The organism is Variovorax sp. BGA-UO-ETr-C22 (assembly GCF_059567965.1).
Map to the genome: position 1 here is coordinate 1,775,289 of NZ_JCAQPA010000011.1, position 17,457 is coordinate 1,792,745.

Below are 17,457 nucleotides of genomic sequence, written 5' to 3' on the forward strand. Positions count from 1 at the left end.
GCCGGGGCCCTACCCCGCCGCCTCCGCCTCGAGCACCGCCCACTCCGCCTCCGTGAACAGCCGCGAGCGCGTCAGGAAGCGCACCCCCAGCGGCCCTTCCAGCGAGAACATCCCGCCGCGCCCCGGCACCACGTCGATGATCAGCTGCGTGTGCTGCCAGTACTCGAACTGCGGCCCGCTGATGTAGAACGGCATGCCGCCGATGGGGCCCAGCAGCCGGTCGTAGTCGCCCACGATGAACTCGCCCTGCGCGTAGCACATGGGCGCGCTGCCGTCGCAGCAGCCGCCCGACTGATGGAACATCAGCGGGCCGTGCCGTGCGGCGAGGTCGTCGATGAGCGCGAGCGCCGCGTCGGTCGCGGTGACGCGCAGGACCTCGACGGTCATCAGAAGAAGCCCAGCTTGTTCTCGCTGTAGCTCACGAGCAGGTTCTTGGTCTGCTGGTAGTGGTCGAGCATCATCTTGTGGTTCTCGCGCCCGATGCCCGATTGCTTGTAGCCGCCGAAGGCCGCATGCGCCGGGTACTGGTGGTAGCAGTTGGTCCACACGCGCCCCGCCTGGATGCCGCGGCCCATGCGGAAGGCGCGGTTCATGTCGCGGCTCCACACGCCGGCGCCCAGGCCGTAGAGCGTGTCGTTGGCAATCGCCAGCGCTTCTTCCTCGTTCTTGAAGGTGGTGACCGACACGACCGGTCCGAAGATTTCCTCCTGGAAGATGCGCATCTTGTTGTGGCCGCGGAACACGGTCGGCTTGACGTAGTAGCCGTCGGCCAGATCGCCGTCGAGTTGCTGGCGCTCGCCACCGATGAGCACCTGCGCGCCCTCCTGCCGGCCGATGTCGAGGTACGACAGGATCTTTTCGAGCTGCTCGCTCGAGGCCTGCGCGCCGATCATGGTGGCCGCGTCGAGCGGGCTGCCCTGCTTGATCGCGGCCACGCGCTTCAGTGCGCGCTCCATGAAGCGGTCGTAGATCGACTCCTGGATCAGCGCGCGGCTCGGGCAGGTGCAGACCTCGCCCTGGTTCAGCGCGAACATCGTGAAGCCTTCGAGCGCCTTGTCGAAGAAGGCGTCGTCGCGCTCCATCACGTCGGCAAAGAAGATGTTGGGCGACTTGCCGCCCAACTCCAGCGTGACCGGAATGAGGTTCTGGCTCGCGTACTGCGAGATCAGCCGGCCGGTGGTGGTCTCGCCGGTGAAGGCGATCTTGCCGATGCGGTTGCTCGACGCCAGCGGCTTGCCCGCCTCCACGCCGAAGCCGTTGACCACGTTCAGCACGCCCGGCGGCAGCAGGTCGCCGATGACCTCCATCAGCACCAGGATCGACACCGGCGTCTGCTCGGCGGGCTTGAGCACCACGCAGTTGCCGGCCGCCAGCGCGGGCGCGAGCTTCCACACGGCCATGAGGATCGGGAAGTTCCACGGAATGATCTGGCCGACCACACCGATGGGCTCGTGAAAGTGGTACGCGAAGGTCTCGTGGTCGATCTCGCTGATGCCGCCCTCCTGCGAGCGCACGCACGAAGCGAAGTAGCGGAAGTGGTCGATGGCCAGCGGCAGGTCGGCGGCCATGGTCTCGCGGATCGGCTTGCCGTTGTCCCAGGTCTCGGCCGCCGCCAGCATGGCCAGGTTTTCCTGCATGCGGTCGGCGATGCGGTTCAGGATGTTGGCGCGCTCGGTGGTCGAGGTGCGGCCCCAGGCGCCCTTGGCCTTGTGGGCGGCGTCGAGTGCGCGCTCGATATCGGCGGCGCTGGAGCGCGGCACTTCGCAGAAGACCTTGCCGGTGACGGGCGTGATGTTGCCGAAATACTGGTTCTCCACCGGCGCGACCCATTCGCCGCCGATGTAGTTGCCGTAGCGCTTCTTGAAAGGCACCGCGGTACCGAATTTGCCCGGTTCGAGCATGTCCATGGGTTGTCTCCGTTGGGTAAGGTATGAACGGGCGCCGCGACATGCGGCGGCCCGCACAGGCACCGCAAGCGGCATACCCGCGCGGATCGGGACAATCCCCAAGCCCCGCGCCACAGGGGCGCGGCCCGCGCAGAGGGTTTCCATTCGCAATCTGCGACAGATGGGCGCGACGGCGGCGACTACGATGTCGCACAAGGCGAATCGCCTGCAATCCCCGTCCACGGAGTCACGCATGACGAGTGAAGCTTCCGCGCCATCGGTCAGCGTCGCGCAGGCGCGCGAGCTGTTCTTCGCGCAAGGCCGCGACCCGGCCCCGTGGATCGCGCCGCACATCTCGCGCTCGTGGCAGCGCAGCCGGCCGGTCGATCCGCACTGCATCGACCCGACGCCGATGGCGCCTTCGCTGCTGAACGAGCGGCGCGAGCAGGCGATGCGCCTGCTCAGCTGCGCGCAGCCCGAGCTCGACGGGCTCGCCGAGCACGCGGTGGGCAACGGCTGCATCGTCGCGCTGTCGGACGCCAGCGGCCTGATCCTCGAAGAGATCGGCAGCCCCGACTTCCTGCCCAAGGCCCAGCGCGTGGCGCTGCAGCCCGGCGTGGAATGGTCGGAGAGCCACCGCGGCACCAACGCCATCGGCACGGCGCTGGCCGAGCGTGTGGCGCTGATGGTGCTGGGCGGCGAGCACTACCTGGCGCAGAACGGCCGGCTGGGCTGCGCGGCGGCGCCCATCTTCAGCGGACGCGGCGAGCTGGCCGGCGCGCTCGACATCTCGGGCGAGACCGCGCGCGTGAACCACCACGCCCTGGGCCTGGTGCGCATGGCGGCGCAGCAGGTCGAGCACCGCATGCTGCTGGCCGAGGCCTCGGGCCATGTGCTGCGCTTCCACGCGCGGCCCGCGCTGATCGGCACCGCGCGCGAAGGGCTGATGGTGATCGAGGGCGGGCGCATCGTGGCGGCCAACCGCGTGGCGCTCGACCTGTTCGGGCGCTCGTGGGAGGGCCTGCTCGACCTCGACGCCGAAGAATTCCTGGGCGCGCAGTGGCCGCGCATGGAGCACCGGCGCAGCCTGCTCACGCTGCCGGGCGGACGGCAGATCGCGACCGTCATGGAGCGCACGGGCACGGCGAACAGCGGCACGGGCCGCACCGGTGAGCGACAGGTGATGGCCGCGAGCGCCTCCCCCGTCGACAACGACGACGTCGTGCGCCCGCTGCTGGCGCGCGCCGTGCGCGTGCTCAACGAAGGCGTGCCGGTGCTGGTGAACGGCGAGACCGGCAGCGGCAAGGAGGTGTTCTCGCGCCGCCTGCACGCCGCCAGCCGCCGCAGCGCGGGCCCGTTCGTGGCAGTCGATTGCGCCTCGCTGCCCGAGACGCTGATCGAGGCCGAGCTGTTCGGCTACGAAGAAGGCGCCTTCACCGGCGCGCGCCGCAAGGGCATGCCGGGGCGCATCCGCGAAGCGCACGGGGGCGTGCTCTTTCTCGACGAGATCGCCGAGATCCCGCTCGCGCTGCAGACGCGCCTGCTGCGCGTGCTCGAAGGCCGCGTGGTCACGCCGCTGGGCGGTGGCCAGGGCGTGGCGGTCGATTTCGACCTGGTGTGTGCCACGCACGCCGGCCTGCCCGCGCTGGTCGAGGCCGGGCGCTTTCGCGCCGACCTGATGTACCGCGTGGCCGGTTTCACCGTCGCCCTGCCCGCGCTGCACGAACGCGCCGACCGGCGCGCGCTGATCGCGCGGCTGTTCCTCGAATCGGGCGGCGCCGCCAAGCACTTGTGCCTGGAGAACGACGCGCTCGAGCGCTTGGCGGCCTACCGCTGGCCCGGCAACGTGCGCGAGCTGCGCAGCGTGCTGCGCGCACTCGTGGCGCTGGCCGACCCGGGCGACGCGGTGACGGCCGATGCGCTGCCCGCGCACCTGCAAGACGCCGCTCCCCTCGCTGACTTCAACGAAGCCACCCTGTCGCAACCCGACGCACCCCTGCAGACCATCACCCGCCACGCCATCGACGAAGCCCTGCGCGCCTGCGACCACGACGTGGCGCGCGCGGCCCGCCGGCTCGGCGTTCACCGCAGCACCGTGTACCGCCACCTCGCCCGCCAGCGCCCGCCCGCGGGCAACACCAAAGACTGACTTGCCCGCACGCGCGGGAGCGGCCAGACTTTGCGCATGGCCCTGCCCCCGCATTCATGACCACCGGCAAATCCGCGCGCAAGCTCTCGGCCGTGCCGTCCACCTTGCGGATTCCGCTGGCCGCGCGGGCCTCGGGCGATGCGCTGTTTCCGCAGATGGCCGTGCGCGACGCCTACGCCGCCGGCATCCTCGAACAAATCCGCGACGACGACCACGCCCTGCCCGACGACCGCACGACCATCTACGGCATCCTCGCGCGCACGCGGCGCTTTCGCAGCCTGGCGCAGGACTTCCTCAAGCTGCACCCAGGCGCGCGCGTCGTGAACCTGGGCTGCGGCCTGAGCCACTACTTCCAATGGCTGGACGACGGCAAGTCGCGCATGACCGACGCCGACCTGCCCGAGGTGCTGGCCCTGCGCCGCGAGCTGCTGCCCGACACGCATCCGCGCCACGACCTGCGCGAACTCGACCTCACGGCGCCCGGCTGGTGGGAGCAGCTCGGCCTGCCGCGCAAGCGCCAGGCGCAGCCGGTCTTCCTGTTCACCGAGGGCGTGCTGATGTACCTCACGCCCGAGCAGGTGAACGCCGTGTTCACCACCTTCGGCGAGCGCGCGCCTGCGGGTTCGGTGCTGGCCTTCGACGCGATGTGCTGGCTGGCCGTGGGCCGCGCGCGCCAGCATCCTTCGGTGCGCGCGACCGGCGCGGAGTTCCAGTGGGGCCTGCGCCGGTACGAAGACCTCACGCAGCCCCATCCGCGCCTGCACCTGGACGGCACCTACCGCGTGATGGAAGGCATCGGCTGGCCCTACACGCTGTTCGCGCCGATGGTGCTGTTCTTTCTCGGCGTGCCGATCTACGCGGTGTATGCGCTGAGGGCGAAGGACTAGGACCTCTTCAGGCGAAAGGCACGCTGCGCCACGGGCTGCGCGTGTCACTCAGCAGCAGGCGGTTGGTGCGCAGCAGATGCTCTTCACGCGCATCGGAGTACTGCCAGATCAGGCCCGCCGCGATGTACGCGGCGCTCACCTGCGACCAGTTGGCATAGGCCGCGCGCACCTGCGATGCCAGACCGCCCGCAAAGTCCGCGAACTCCGCGCGTTCGATGAAGCCCAGCTGCACGGCCCAGCGCGACAGGTTGGCCAGGCGCACCGCGTCCCAGGCCACGAGGCTCGTCAGCTGATCCGGCGCCACGCCGAAGTGCTTGCGCAGGGCCTGGACCCAGCTCTGGCTGCCGGTCATCAGCTGGCTCAGCTCGGCGCTCGAGTGCCCGGTCTGCGCGGACAGCGCCCGCATGTCCAGGTGCTCGCGCGCCTTGATCTGGAAGAACGCGGGAAACCACGCGTCCATGACCAGGCGCAGCACGCCGGGCGTGGACTGCACCGCCGCATCGATCGCGCCGATGGCCTTCCAGGCCGGCAGGTACTTCGCGCGCTGCCCTTCCTCGGTCAGCCAGCGCGCGGTCTGCTCGAAGCTCGCGCGGTCGCTCACGTTCCACACCTGCGCGATGCCTTCGCGCAGGGTGTCGTTGTCCTTGCCGGTGAGCACCGCGTTCACGCAGTCGCCGTTGAAGGCCGACAGCGGCGTGCTCAGCGTGACCAGCCATTGCTCCTGCGCGGGAAGCGCGGGCGCAGCGGCGTCGAACTTGAGCTTGTCGTTGTCGAGCATCGCGTGCGCGAGCGTGTCCTTGAACCCCATGAAAACTCCTCCGAAACTTGTTGAATGGCGCGTGGGCGAATCAGGCCCGAGATTGCAGGCGCGCGATCTCCTGCTGCAGGAACGCGAGGAAGGGTGCGCGCAGCGATTCCTTCATGTGCGCGGGCAGCGCGATGGGCGGGGTCGAGCCCGTCAGCAGCTGGTCACCCTTCTCTCCGATCTGCAGCGCGCGCGCCTCCACGCGCTCCAGCGCGATGCGCAGAGGCGACTCCATCAGGTCCTTGCCGTAGAGCGCCTGCGCAGTCAGCGCCACGCCGTAGGGGCCGCCGAAGAGCGGAAAGTCGGCCAGCGCGAACTGCAGCGTCTCGCCCGCGGGAATCTGGAACTTGTCCGTCACCTTGCCCAGCTTCTTGGCCAGCTTCGGGTTGGCGGGGTCGAGCAAGGTGTCGGTCGCGCCGTGGTCGGCCACCAGCTCGGCCAGCGTCCAGACGCGCTGCTGCGCCTGCCGCTGGCTGCCGTTTTCCGCGTGGTACGCGACCACCGCCGCGACCGTCGGCGCCAGCAACTCGCCGCAGCGTTTGAGCAGCACCGGCTCGGGCGCGTCGGCCACGCCGGACCAGTCTTTCCACGCCTTGAAGCGCGCGAGCAGCGTCGAGACGAACGAAGGCGCATCGTCCGCGCGCGCCGGCAAGGTATGGCCCTGCGCCGGTGGCGGTGCGGCCGACAGCACGGTGAAGTCGTCCTGCACGTACACGGCCTGGTCGGTCAGCAGCAGGCCTTGCGAAGTGCGCTTGCCGCTGAGCCTGTTCATCGCGTGGTAGCCGAGGAAGAACAGCGGAATCTCGTCGCCCAGCCACGGCTTGGGCAGGTACATCTGCTCGACCGCCTGCGCGAACACCTGCGGCGCGTCCTCGTGGTCGGGGTGGTCTGCCTGGTCGGGCAGGAAGGAAAAGGCCGACAGGTCGGCATGCAACGGCGCCTGCACCTGTTGCTGCACGCGTGCGCGCAAGGCATCGCCGTGGCGCGCGCGTTCGGGCGGCAACGCGCCCAGGTGATCGGTGAACGACGAAAAAACGAATGACATGCTGAATCTCTCCCTGAAACCGTGGTTGTGAATGGGTAAGCGGCCCGGCATCTGCTTCCGTGGGCCATGCACGGCAGATCGGCCGTGACCGCGGCGTGTCCTGGAAGGACACCGCCGCAACGCCGGCCCAAGGGAAGTGTTCCCCGGCGGCTCACGGACTGGATGATCACGCGCCCCCATGTCAGGAGCGCGGCCATGCTACTGGGAAGCGTCGCCTGGCATTCTGACGAATTCTGCGAGGCCGCGCGATCACGAGATTCGCACCGCTAGCATCACCGCATCTTCAAACCGTGGCCGCACCGCGACACGCCACACACGGGAGTCAAACGAATGGGTACATGGTCGACAGCAGGCTTCGGCAACGACGAGGCACTCGATTGGCTGACGGAATTGCAGGAAGCCGATGACGCGCTCGCCTTCATCCGCGAGACGCTGGATTCAGGTTCGACCGAAGGCACCGTCGCCGCGGCCGAAGTGCTGGCGCTGCTCGCCGGCCAGGGCAGCGCCGACGTGCACCCGGACGCCGTCGACTGGTGCGCCGGCAAGGCCGCGCCGCCCACCGACCTGCGCCATGCCGCCGCCGACGCGCTGCAGGCCATCCTCGACGACCCCGACGCGGACGGCCACGACACCTGGGCCGAGTTGGGCGAGGACGACGAGGACTACCTTGCGTGGCTGGCCAACCTGAAGAGCCTGCAGCTCCGGCTGCGCGGCTGAACCGCGCTGAACGCGCCCGGCGTTCCGGTCAAAGCGTGCGCCGTGTTACGTAACGAGTGGCGACAGCTGCCCGTTTTGCACCTCGGGCCTGACAGGGTCATTCGCACAAAAGTCTTTTTGAATCAACGGGATACGGCGTTTTCGGCCCGTCGCTGACGGCTGAAGTCGAAGGCGGCACGCATGTTGCCCTCTGTAGTCATTTATTTGACGAGGAGGCCGCATGACCACCACCGTATCGCCGATCGCTTCGATCCCCGCCGCCGCCGAAAGCGGCGCCCCCGTGGTGCTTGCACAGGCCAGCGTCACCCCCCTGGGCCCCGTCGGATCGGGCGCCCCCATGGCCGCGCCCGCCGGGCCGACCAGCCTGGGCACCCTGTCCAACGCCACGCCCGGCACGGTCGTCATGCGCGACGGATTTCGCATGCCGGTGGACGGCAACCAGACCCTCATCGCCGGCGACCGCGTGATCGTGCCCGACGGCGGGCAGGCCAACGTGCTCTTCCCCGGCTCGGCCACCAACAAGGCGCCGCTGGCCGGTGTGTTCGCGGGCGGCACCGACGCCACCATCACCTCGACCAAGCTGTCCAGTGGCCTGGAGCAGGTGAACGTCGACGTGGCCGCCGGCAACCTCGATGTCACCTCGCCCGACAGCGACGCGGAAGCCGCCGCGCTCGCCGTGAGCAAAAAGACCGCGGCCGGCAGCGGCATCGGCCTGGGCGAATTCGCACTCGGCGCGCTGGGCGCCATCGGCCTGGGCGCCGCGCTGAGCGGTGGTGGCGGCGGCGACGGCGGCGGGTTCCCGCTGTTCGTCTCGGGCATCGGCGACAGCGACGCGGACGCCGACTCGGATGCCGATGCTGACGCCGACGCCGACTCGGATGCAGACGCCGATGCCGATGCCGATGCCGATGCCGATTCGGACGCCGACGCGGATTCGGATGCAGACGCCGACGCTGATGCGGACGCCGATTCGGACGCGGATGCCGACGCCGACGCAGACCACCTGCTCGATCCGGGCGACGGCCTCGCCGGGCACCTGCTGGGCGCCCTCGACAACGCGCTCGGCCTGGGCGGCGGTGCGGCCAACGTGCGCAGCGCCTCCGACTCGTCGGGCACGCTGGCCTCGCTGATGCCCGTGGCCGACGGCCTCACCGACCTGGTCGACGACCTGCTCTCGCCGGTCACAGGCGAGGAGTTCAAGCCCAACGATCCGAATGAGTTCGAACCGGTGGACAACGCGGTCGAAAACATTGCCGTTCACGTGGGCGGCGTGCTGACCCCCGTGGTCGACGGCCTGCTCGGCGAAGGCCTGACCGACGCCCTCGTCGGCTCGCTGATCGGCCAGGTCGACTACCTGACCGACGCGCTGGGCAATGCGCTGGAGAACGTGCTGGGCAGCGAAGGCCTGCTCGGCGGCATCACCACCCCGCTGGGCCTGGACGGCCTCGTGGACGACCTGCTCGGCACGGACGGCGTCGTCGGCCAGGTGCTCGAGGGGCTGCTGGGTGACGGCAGCCTGCTGGGCAGCGTGCTCGGCGAAGACGGATTGATCGGGCAGTTGCTGGGCGATGACGGGCTGCTGGGAGGCGTGCTGGGCGATGGCGGTTTGCTGGGCGGCGTGCTCGGTGGCGAAGGCGGCCTGCTGGGCGGTGTGCTGGGTGACGACGGCCTGTTGGGCGGTCTGCTCGGTGGCGACGGGGGCCTGCTCGGCGGTGTGCTGGGCGATGACGGCCTGCTGGGTGGTGTCCTCGGCGGCGAAGGCGGCTTGCTTGGCGGTGTGCTGGGTGACGATGGCCTGTTGGGCGGCTTGCTCGGTGGCGATGGCGGTCTGCTCGGCGGTGTGCTCGGCGACGACGGATTGCTGGGCGGCGTCCTCGGTGGCGAAGGTGGCTTGCTCGGGGGTGTCCTGGGCGACGACGGCCTGCTGGGTGGCGTCCTCGGCGGCGAGGGCGGCCTGCTTGGCGGCGTGCTGGGCGACGACGGCCTGGTCAACGGCCTCCTCGGTGACGAAGGCATCCTGGGCGGCGTGCTCGGCGGCGACGGCGCCCTGTCCGGCCTGCTCGGCAGCGAAGGCCTCACCGGCGGACTGCTCGGTGGCGACGGACTCGTGGACAGCCTGCTCGGCCCCGACGGCGCGGTCGGCTCGTTGCTGAACGCGACCCCGCTGGCGGGCCTGCTCGGCGGCGAAGACGGCTTGCTCAGCGGCCTGCTGGGCGATGACGGGCTCCTGGGTGGCGTCCTCGGTGACGACGGCCTGCTGGGCGGTGTGCTGGGCGACGACGGCATCCTCGGTGCCGAAGGCCCGGTCGGCGGCCTGTTGAATGGCGTCCTTGGCGGCGACGGCGGCGGCTTGCTCGGCGGCGTGCTGGGTGACGATGGTTTGTTGGGCGGACTGCTCGGCGGTGACGGCGGCCTGCTGGGTGGCTTGCTCGGCGACGACGGCATCTTGGGCGGCGTCCTCGGTGGCGACGGTGGCCTGCTCGGCGGTGTGCTGGGTGACGACGGCCTGCTGGGTGGCGTCCTCGGCGGCGAGGGAGGCCTGCTCGGCGGCTTGCTGGGTGACGAAGGCCTTCTGGGCAGCCTGCTCGGCGGCGGCGACGGCGGATTGCTTGGCGGCGTGCTGGGTGATGACGGCTTGCTGGGCGGTGTCCTCGGCGGCGACGGCGGTCTGCTCGGTGGATTGCTGGGCGACGACGGCTTGCTGGGTGGCGTCCTCGGCGGTGACGGCGGTCTGCTCGGCGGCGTGCTGGGTGACGACGGCCTGCTGGGCGGCGTCCTCGGCGGTGACGGCGGTCTGCTCGGTGGCGTGTTGGGCGACGACGGCCTGCTGGGCGGCGTCCTCGGCGGCGACGGCGGTCTGCTCGGTGGCGTGCTGGGCGACGACGGCCTGCTGGGCGGCGTCCTCGGTGGCGACGGTGGCTTGCTCGGCGGCGTCCTCGGTGACGACGGCCTTCTGGGCGGTGTCCTCGGCGGCGACGGTGGCCTGCTCGGCGGCGTGCTCGGTGACGACGGCCTGCTGGGCGGCGTCCTCGGTGGCGGCGAAGGCGGCTTGCTCGGCGGCATCGTCGGCGAAGACGGCCTCGTGGGCAGCCTGCTCGGCGGCCTGCTCGGAGGCAAGGGCCCCGTCGCAGACATCCTGGAGCCGGTGTCGTCGGTGCTCTGCCATGCAAGCGATGCCGTGGCACCGGTCGTGGCCGAGGCCACGCAAGCCGCATCCGGCGCCGCGGTGCCCGCGGCCGACATCCTGGCCGGCGCCAGCTCGGCAGTTGCCCCGGTGGTCGCCGAGGTGGTGAACACCGTCGAGCACGCGGTCACGCCGCTGGTGTGCGAGGTCGTGGCCCCGATCACCAGCCTGCTCGACCACAGCGGCACAGGCTCCGCGCTGGCGCCCGTGACGAACATCCTGCACGGCCTGCTGGGCTGACCGAAGGCGGGAGAGGCCGGCAACGGCCCTCCCCTTTGTTCCAATTCGCGCACACGAAGGCGCAGCGCACCGCTTCCGGCGCGCTGCGCCTTCGCACGCCTGCCGTGCACAATCGGCGCTCCCGAGACCAGAGCCCCTCTGCCCCACGCCGCGCATGCGAATCCACGAACTGAAACGACGACTCCGCGAGGCCGGGGCCGGTCCCAGCCACGAGCAGCGCATCCTGCGGCTGTGGTCGCATGCGCTGCCACGCAACAGCGGCAGGCGCCTGCCGGCCACCTTCTTCCCGTCGTCGCTGATGGAGGCCCTGCCGGCCATCGAGGCCGAACTGGCGGGCCTGGCGCGGATCCATGCGGTGCATCCCGGCGCCGACGGCTCCGAGCGGCTGCTCGTTGCGCTGGCCGACGGCCAGACGGTCGAAAGCGTGCTGCTGCCACGCGATGGGCTGTGCGTCTCGTCGCAGGTCGGCTGCGCCGTCGGGTGCCAGTTCTGCATGACGGGCCGCGACGGCCTGCTGCGCCAGGTCGAGAGCGCCGAGATCGTTGCGCAGGTCGCCCTCGCGCGCCTGCGCCGGCCGGTGCGCAAGGTGGTGTTCATGGGCATGGGCGAACCGGCGCACAACCTCGACAACGTGATCGAGGCCATCGAGCTGCTCGGCACCGTGGGCAACATCGGCCACAAGAACCTGGTGTTCTCCACCGTCGGCGACCCGCGCGTGTTCGAGCGGCTGCTGCAGGCGCGCGTGCGGCCCGCGCTGGCGCTCTCGCTGCACACGACCAATGCCGAGCTGCGCAAGAAGCTCCTGCCGCGCGCGCCGAACCTGACGCCCGAAACCCTCATCGACGCGGGCGAGCACTACGCCCGCACCACCGGCTACCCCATCCAGTACCAGTGGACGCTGCTCGAAGGCGTGAACGACGGGCCCGAGGAGATCGAGGGCATCGTGCGTCTGCTGTCGGGCAAGTACGGCGTGCTGAACATGATCCCGTTCAACACCGTGGACGGCGTGGCCTTCGGCCGTCCGTCGCGCGAGCGCTGCGAGCAGATGGCCCGCACGCTGCACGAACGCGGCATCCTCACGAAGCTGCGCTACTCCGCCGGCCAGGATGTCGACGGCGGCTGCGGCCAGCTGCGGGCACGCGCGGCCGAGGTGCGGGTGACGGTGCCGATCCACCGCGCCGGCGACCGGCTCAGCTGAGCGAAGCCATCCAGTCCCACACCGCGCCGGGCGCCTCGACCATCACGTTGTGGCCATGCGGGCCCAGGTCGCGGGCATCGGGGTCGAGGGAGCGGGTCTGCTCGAGGGTGACCAGCGCATCGTGGCGGCCCTGGCCGAGGTGAATCGGGCAGCGCGCCAGGCCGACCAGTTCGGACAGCGGCGGCTTGCCCACGGCATTGGCGCGCGGGTCCATGGCGAGGCGCCATCCCTCGTCCTCTTGCGTCACGCCGCGCGCCACGACGGGCGCCGTCGCGTCGGCGATCGCGGCCAGGCCAGAGACCTTCAGGTAGCGGTCAACTGCCTCATCTTTCGTCGCGAAACGCTTGGTAGGCTGCGTCGCCAGCGTCTCCATGCGGCGGACTTCTTCATCGCTCCATCCGACCTTGATGCCCGCCGCGAACACCGCATGCGGCGCGACGCCGAACCATCCCGTCGCAAGCGCCAGGCCGATCACCCCGCCCAGCGAATGGCCGAGCACCACAAGCCGGCCTTTAGGCTGCAGATGCGGCAGCACCGCACGCGCCACGGTGGCGGCGTGCTGGCCGATGGCGTAGGAGGCCTGCCGGTCCGATGCGCCGTGCCCGGGCAGGTCGAGCGCAAGCCAACGGCCGCGCCATCGCGCATCCGCCTGCGCGCACAGCGGCGACCACACCGCGCTTGTCGCGCCCATACCGTGCAGCAGCACCAGCAGGTCCGGGCCTTCGCCGCCTTGTTCCGTGTACATGTCCTTTGTCTCCAGGCACTTTCGATGGCGCGAGAATACCCGCCGACGCCCCGAAAAGGGCCCGATCGGCACCCGCTGCCGCAAGACAGCGCGGGGCCTTGTCCGGCCCCGTTTGCGCGGAATGGCTGACGCGCCGTACCCTGTGGTCCGGGGCATGCTTGGCGTTGTTTTTCCCCCGTCTCCCCGACGCTTCTCTTTTCCCTTCTCCTCCAAAGGCTTTCGCCGCCCCTCAAGAACCCATGCTTGATCGCCGATCCTTCCTCGCCGCCGGCAGTGCCGCCGCCGCACTCGCCGCCCTGGGACTGCCCGAAGAGGCGCTGGCCGCCAACGGCCTGCAACTGAGCCAGCCGGCGCCCTTCTCCTTCGATGCGCTCGTCGCGCAGGCCAAGCGCCTCGCAGCCCGCCCCTACACCGCCGCCGCGCCGCTGGCACCGCAGGTGCTGGAGCGCATCGACTACGACGCGCACGGCAAGATCCGCTTCGACCCCGCCAACGCCCTCTTCCGCGACGGGCCCGGCGCGTTTCCCGTCACGTTCTTCCACCTCGGCCGCTTCTTCCAGACCCCGGTGCGCATGCACATGCTGGAGACCGCCGGCGGCGACAGCTTTGCGCGCGAGGTGCTCTACAGCCCCACGTACTTCTCGATGCCCGCCGACAGCCCCGCGCGCGCCCTGCCCGAGGGCGCGGGCTTCGCGGGCTTTCGCCTGCAGGAAAGTCGCCTGGGCGACCAGGGCAAGCTCGACTGGCAGAAGAACGACTGGGTCGCCTTTCTCGGCGCCTCGTACTTCCGCGCCATCGGCGAGCTCTACCAGTACGGCCTGTCGGCGCGCGGCATCGCGCTCGACGTCGCGGTGCCCGACAAGCCCGAGGAGTTCCCGAACTTCACGCGCTTCTATTTCGAAACGCCGGCCGCAGGCAACACCACCACGATGACCGTCTACGCGTTGCTCGAGGGGCCGAGCGTCACGGGCGTGTTCAAGTTCGTCATGCAGCGCGGCAAGGCCGTGATCATGGACATCGACGCGCGCATCTTTCTGCGCCGCGACGTGTCGCGCCTGGGCCTGGTGCCGCTCACGTCGATGTACTGGTACTCGGAAACCATCAAGCCCACCGCCATCGACTGGCGCCCCGAGGTGCACGACTCCGACGGCCTCGCGATCTGGAACGGCGCGGGCGAGCGCATCTGGCGACCACTCAACAACCCCACGCAGACCCGCGCCTCCGCGTTCGCCGACACAAGGCCGCGCGGCTTCGGCCTGCTGCAGCGCGACCGCAACTTCGACCACTACCAGGACGGCGTCAACTACGAGAAGCGCCCCAGCCTGTGGATCGAACCGCTGGGCGACTGGGGCGAAGGCTCGGTCCAGCTCATCGAGATCCCGACCGACGACGAGATCCACGACAACACCGTCGCCTTCTGGGTGCCCAAGGCCGATGCAAAAGCCGGCGCGAGCTACAGCCTGCAATACCGGCTGCACTGGACCGACCAGGAGCCCTTTCCGTCACCGCTCGCGCGCTGCGTCGCCACCCGCATCGGCCGCGGCGGCCAACCGGGCCAACCGCGCCCGCAGGGCGTGCGCAAGTTCATGGTGGAGTTCATCGGGCAGCCACTCACCACGGTGCCCTTCGGCGTCAAGCCCGAACTGGTGCTCACCGCGCCGCGCGGCAAGTTCTCCTACGTATTCGCCGAAGCCGTGCCTAACGGCGTGCCTGGCCACTGGCGCGCACAGTTCGACTTCACGCCCGAGGGCACGGAGCCGGTCGACATGCGGCTGTATCTGAAGAACGGGGACCAGACGTTGACGGAGACCTGGCTGTATCAGTATCAGCCGGGGTGAGTGGGAGCGGCTGCATCCTGCAGCCTCAGTTAATGCGCGCGTTGGTCAGCTGCATGTTTTCGAACTGACTGCCCGTGAAGTCGACCTGCTCGCCCTGCAGGTTGGTTGCACTCACTTGCGTGCCTCTGCACTCGAGCAACTTCAGACCTGACCAATGGCTCGCATCGAAGTTCAGTTCGGTCCAGTTGCATCGAGTGAAGGTGCAATCACTGAGCGTGCTGGCCTTGAGCTGCGCCGCACTGAAAGTGCAGTCCACGAAGGTGCATCCGCTGATCGCGATCCGCTGCATGTCGCACTGGCTGAAGGAGCAACCGCTGAACTGGCATGCGGTCCAGACGGCGTCTTGAAAAGTGGTCGATGTGAAGCTGCTGCCGCTGAAGGCGCTCGACGAGAAAGTGACCAGATTCAGGTCGAGGCCAGCGTAGGCATTGCCGTCGCTCTGACCGGAAAGACCCGCCGGTGCGCCGCCTGCGCCTTTTCGCCATTTGTCGTGGTCCTCGATGATTTGTTTAGCGCTCATGGTGCACCTCGACAAATCCGACTGCACATGAGGGCACCACGCGGCCCGGAAACATCAGAGTGGCGGTGCCAGTGATATGAAGGGTGCGCGTCGGCGCAGCACTGAATGCGGACATGTGTTCCTCCCTGAAGCCGCTCCTGTGGATCAGGAGTCAGGCCGCGGATTGTGGGAGGCCTATGCGCGCAAAAACGAGAGGAAAGAATCGGGCAACTATTGCGAAGCGAGCAGCGTGACGGACTGCACGCACCGCTCATTGCCCAGGCCGGTCCTGACCGGCCTCGGCCGCTACCTCTTCGTGACCGACACCAGCTCGACTTCGAAATTCAGCGTCGCATTCGGCGGAATCAAGCCGTTGCCCGCACCACGCGCACCATAAGCAATCGACGCCGGGCAGGTCAGCTTGGCCTTGCCGCCCGGCTTCATCTTCTGCACGCCTTCGGTCCAGCACGGGATCACGCCGTTGAGCGGGAACTCGGTGGGTTCGCCGCGCTTGTACGAGCTGTCGAACTCCTTGCCGCTGTCGGGGAAGGTGCCGCGGTAGTGGACCTTGACCACGTCGGTGGCGGCGGGCGATGCGCCGGTGCCTTCCTTGATCGACTGGTAGATCAGGCCGCTGGGCGTGGTGACCGCCGCGGACTGCGCAAAGGCGGCGGGAATGGCAAGGACGGACACGAGCGCGGCACAGAAAAATGACTTCACGAAACACCTCGGTGGTTGAAAAGCTGCCGATTATGGACAGCCCCCGTGAAGCTCCCTGTACGCCGATGTATCCGATGGAACGGCCCTTGCTTTGGGAGGGGTGCACTGTCACCATCCGCCCAGAGAGGAAGCCCCCATGCGCTCCAACGACGCTCCGCCGGCCCCTGCCACCGGCACCGGTCATCTCAAGAAAGTCCTCGGTCCCGTTCAGTTGTGGGGCATCGCGGTCGGCCTCGTCATTTCGGGTGAGTACTTTGGTTGGAGCTACGGCTGGAACACGGCCGGCACGCTCGGCTTCCTGGTCGCCACGGTGCTGGTGGCGACGATGTACACGACCTTCATCTTCAGCTTCACCGAGCTCTCGACCGCCATCCCGCACGCGGGCGGCCCCTTCGCCTATGCGCGGCGCGCCTTCGGGCCGCGCGGCGGTTTCGTCGCAGGCTTCGCGACGCTGATCGAATTCGTCTTCGCGCCGCCGGCCATCGCGCTGGCGATCGGCGCGTACCTCAACGTGCAGTTCCCGGGCATCAACCCGAAGTGGTTCGCGGTGGGGGCCTACGTGGTCTTCATCGGGCTGAACTGGATCGGCATCGGCATCGCGGCGGCGTTCGAGCTGTTCGTCACGGTGCTCGCGATCTTCGAACTGCTGGTGTTCATGGGCGTGGTCGCACCGGGCTGGTCGATGGCGAACTTCGTGGCCCACGGATGGGCCGGCGGCAACGTGCTGAACGGCGCGGCGGTGTCGGGCATCTTCGCCTCGATCCCGTTCGCGATCTGGTTCTTTCTGGCCATCGAGGGCGCGGCCATGGCGGCCGAAGAGGCGCGCGATCCGCACCGCACGATTCCGCTGGCCTACACCACAGGCATCGTCACGCTGGTGCTGCTGGCGTTCGGCGTGATGATCTTCGCGGGCGGCGTGGGCGACTGGCGCCAGCTCGCGAACATCAACGACCCGTTGCCGCAAGCGATGAAGGCGGTGGTGGGCGCCAACAGCGGCTGGCTGCACATGCTGGTGTGGATCGGCCTGTTCGGCCTGGTCGCCTCGTTCCACGGCATCCTCATGGGCTACTCGCGCCAGATCTTCGCGCTCGCGCGTGCCGGCTACCTGCCGGCCTACTTCGCCGGCCTGAGCCCGCGCTTCGACACGCCGCATCGCGCGCTGCTGGCCGGTGGCGTGGTCGGCATCGCCGCCATCTTCAGCGACGAGTGGGTGCAGTTCGGCGGGCAGACGCTCACCGCCAACATCGTCACCATGGCAGTGCTCGGCGCGATCGTGATGTACCTGGTCTCGATGGCCGCGCTGTTCAAGCTGCGGCGCACCGAACCCGACCTGCTGCGCACCTACCGCGCGCCCTTCTATCCCGTGTTCCCGGCCATCGCGCTCGGGCTCGGTCTGGTGTGCCTGGGCGCGATGGTCTGGTTCAACCCGATGCTCACGGTGCTGTTCCTCGTGCTGATGGCGGCCGCCTACGGCTACTTCCTGCTCACCTCGGCGCAGCGCGATGCCGCCGCGCCGGACGCGATGCTGTCTTCCACGCCCTGAT

At 69.4% G+C, this 17,457-nt stretch carries 14 protein-coding genes; 7 read left to right on the plus strand and 7 right to left on the minus strand.

Features of this window, described 5'->3' with window-relative positions; all coding sequences use genetic code 11:
• Window positions 1-9: 9 nt before the first annotated feature.
• Together AC57B8_RS28350 and adh are read right to left on the minus strand one after the other, a co-directional pair.
• On the minus strand, window positions 10-387 hold the full coding sequence (locus AC57B8_RS28350; protein ID WP_496481424.1) for a DUF779 domain-containing protein: 378 nt from the start codon (window positions 385-387) through the stop codon (window positions 10-12).
• A complete protein-coding gene (gene adh / locus AC57B8_RS28355; RefSeq protein WP_496481425.1) occupies window positions 387-1,907 on the minus strand; it encodes an aldehyde dehydrogenase in 1,521 nt (506 codons plus the stop codon). Before adh ends, AC57B8_RS28350 begins: the two co-directional genes overlap by 1 nt.
• Window positions 1,908-2,139: 232 nt before the next feature.
• Between adh and AC57B8_RS28360 the strand changes: the two genes are divergently transcribed.
• Both AC57B8_RS28360 and AC57B8_RS28365 read left to right on the plus strand, forming a co-directional pair.
• Window positions 2,140-4,035, plus strand: a complete 1,896-nt coding sequence (locus AC57B8_RS28360) for a sigma-54-dependent Fis family transcriptional regulator (RefSeq protein WP_496481426.1) — start codon at window positions 2,140-2,142, stop codon at window positions 4,033-4,035.
• 56 nt (window positions 4,036-4,091) lie between these two features.
• Window positions 4,092-4,922 carry a class I SAM-dependent methyltransferase gene (locus AC57B8_RS28365; protein ID WP_369647484.1) on the plus strand — a complete coding sequence of 277 codons (831 nt, stop codon included), beginning with the start codon at window positions 4,092-4,094 and terminating at the stop codon, window positions 4,920-4,922.
• 7 nt (window positions 4,923-4,929) lie between these two features.
• Here the strand turns inward: AC57B8_RS28365 and AC57B8_RS28370 are convergent, their stop codons facing one another.
• Window positions 4,930-5,730, minus strand: coding sequence for a DUF1266 domain-containing protein (locus AC57B8_RS28370; protein ID WP_496481427.1), 801 nt, complete (start codon window positions 5,728-5,730; stop codon window positions 4,930-4,932).
• Between the two features lie 40 nt (window positions 5,731-5,770).
• The gene (locus AC57B8_RS28375) at window positions 5,771-6,772 is read right to left on the minus strand and encodes a hypothetical protein (protein WP_496481428.1); all 1,002 of its coding nucleotides are present in this window, start codon (window positions 6,770-6,772) and stop codon (window positions 5,771-5,773) included.
• Window positions 6,773-7,102: 330 nt separating this feature from the next.
• Between AC57B8_RS28375 and AC57B8_RS28380 the strand changes: the two genes are divergently transcribed.
• The 3 genes from AC57B8_RS28380 (at window position 7,103) to AC57B8_RS28390 (ending at window position 12,111) form a co-directional block, all read left to right on the plus strand.
• The gene (locus AC57B8_RS28380) at window positions 7,103-7,489 is read left to right on the plus strand and encodes a DUF4259 domain-containing protein (RefSeq protein WP_496481429.1); all 387 of its coding nucleotides are present in this window, start codon (window positions 7,103-7,105) and stop codon (window positions 7,487-7,489) included.
• A 220-nt stretch (window positions 7,490-7,709) separates the two neighbouring features.
• Window positions 7,710-10,913, plus strand: a complete 3,204-nt coding sequence (locus AC57B8_RS28385) for a hypothetical protein (protein ID WP_496481430.1) — start codon at window positions 7,710-7,712, stop codon at window positions 10,911-10,913.
• A 154-nt stretch (window positions 10,914-11,067) separates the two neighbouring features.
• Window positions 11,068-12,111, plus strand: a complete 1,044-nt coding sequence (locus tag AC57B8_RS28390; protein ID WP_496481431.1) for an RNA methyltransferase — start codon at window positions 11,068-11,070, stop codon at window positions 12,109-12,111.
• Here the strand turns inward: AC57B8_RS28390 and AC57B8_RS28395 are convergent.
• Window positions 12,104-12,856: an alpha/beta fold hydrolase gene (locus AC57B8_RS28395; protein ID WP_496481432.1), complete on the minus strand. Its 753-nt coding sequence runs from the start codon at window positions 12,854-12,856 to the stop codon at window positions 12,104-12,106. The genes AC57B8_RS28390 and AC57B8_RS28395 overlap by 8 nt on opposite strands.
• Before the next feature lie 239 nt (window positions 12,857-13,095).
• Here AC57B8_RS28395 and AC57B8_RS28400 point away from each other — a divergent pair, with 239 nt between their 5' ends.
• Window positions 13,096-14,694 (plus strand): OpgD/OpgG family glucan biosynthesis protein, encoded by a 1,599-nt coding sequence (locus AC57B8_RS28400; protein WP_496481433.1) that lies wholly within the window; start codon window positions 13,096-13,098, stop codon window positions 14,692-14,694.
• Window positions 14,695-14,719: 25 nt separating this feature from the next.
• Here the strand turns inward: AC57B8_RS28400 and AC57B8_RS28405 are convergent, their stop codons facing one another.
• Together AC57B8_RS28405 and AC57B8_RS28410 are read right to left on the minus strand one after the other, a co-directional pair.
• Window positions 14,720-15,214 carry a pentapeptide repeat-containing protein gene (locus AC57B8_RS28405; RefSeq protein ID WP_496481434.1) on the minus strand — a complete coding sequence of 165 codons (495 nt, stop codon included), beginning with the start codon at window positions 15,212-15,214 and terminating at the stop codon, window positions 14,720-14,722.
• Window positions 15,215-15,499: 285 nt separating this feature from the next.
• Window positions 15,500-15,913, minus strand: coding sequence for an FKBP-type peptidyl-prolyl cis-trans isomerase (locus tag AC57B8_RS28410; RefSeq protein WP_496481435.1), 414 nt, complete (start codon window positions 15,911-15,913; stop codon window positions 15,500-15,502).
• A gap of 136 nt (window positions 15,914-16,049) precedes the next feature.
• Here AC57B8_RS28410 and eat point away from each other — a divergent pair, with 136 nt between their 5' ends.
• Entirely contained in the window at window positions 16,050-17,456 is a 1,407-nt protein-coding gene (gene eat / locus AC57B8_RS28415) for an ethanolamine permease (RefSeq protein WP_496481436.1), read from the plus strand.
• The last annotated feature ends 1 nt before the right edge of the window (window position 17,457 follow it).

Bases quoted from the DNA above. Each gene is read 5' to 3' on its own strand.
- AC57B8_RS28375 (WP_496481428.1), bottom strand. From the start codon at position 6,772: ATGTCATTCGTTTTTTCGTCGTTCACCGATCACCTGGGCGCGTTGCCG.
- AC57B8_RS28395 (WP_496481432.1), bottom strand. From the start codon at position 12,856: ATGTACACGGAACAAGGCGGCGAAGGCCCGGACCTGCTGGTGCTGCTG.
- AC57B8_RS28360 (WP_496481426.1), top strand. From the start codon at position 2,140: ATGACGAGTGAAGCTTCCGCGCCATCGGTCAGCGTCGCGCAGGCGCGC.
- AC57B8_RS28365 (WP_369647484.1), top strand. From the start codon at position 4,092: ATGACCACCGGCAAATCCGCGCGCAAGCTCTCGGCCGTGCCGTCCACC.
- AC57B8_RS28350 (WP_496481424.1), bottom strand. From the start codon at position 387: ATGACCGTCGAGGTCCTGCGCGTCACCGCGACCGACGCGGCGCTCGCG.
- AC57B8_RS28370 (WP_496481427.1), bottom strand. From the start codon at position 5,730: ATGGGGTTCAAGGACACGCTCGCGCACGCGATGCTCGACAACGACAAG.
- AC57B8_RS28405 (WP_496481434.1), bottom strand. From the start codon at position 15,214: ATGAGCGCTAAACAAATCATCGAGGACCACGACAAATGGCGAAAAGGC.
- AC57B8_RS28380 (WP_496481429.1), top strand. From the start codon at position 7,103: ATGGGTACATGGTCGACAGCAGGCTTCGGCAACGACGAGGCACTCGAT.
- AC57B8_RS28390 (WP_496481431.1), top strand. From the start codon at position 11,068: ATGCGAATCCACGAACTGAAACGACGACTCCGCGAGGCCGGGGCCGGT.
- eat (WP_496481436.1), top strand. From the start codon at position 16,050: ATGCGCTCCAACGACGCTCCGCCGGCCCCTGCCACCGGCACCGGTCAT.
- AC57B8_RS28400 (WP_496481433.1), top strand. From the start codon at position 13,096: ATGCTTGATCGCCGATCCTTCCTCGCCGCCGGCAGTGCCGCCGCCGCA.
- AC57B8_RS28385 (WP_496481430.1), top strand. From the start codon at position 7,710: ATGACCACCACCGTATCGCCGATCGCTTCGATCCCCGCCGCCGCCGAA.
- adh (WP_496481425.1), bottom strand. From the start codon at position 1,907: ATGGACATGCTCGAACCGGGCAAATTCGGTACCGCGGTGCCTTTCAAG.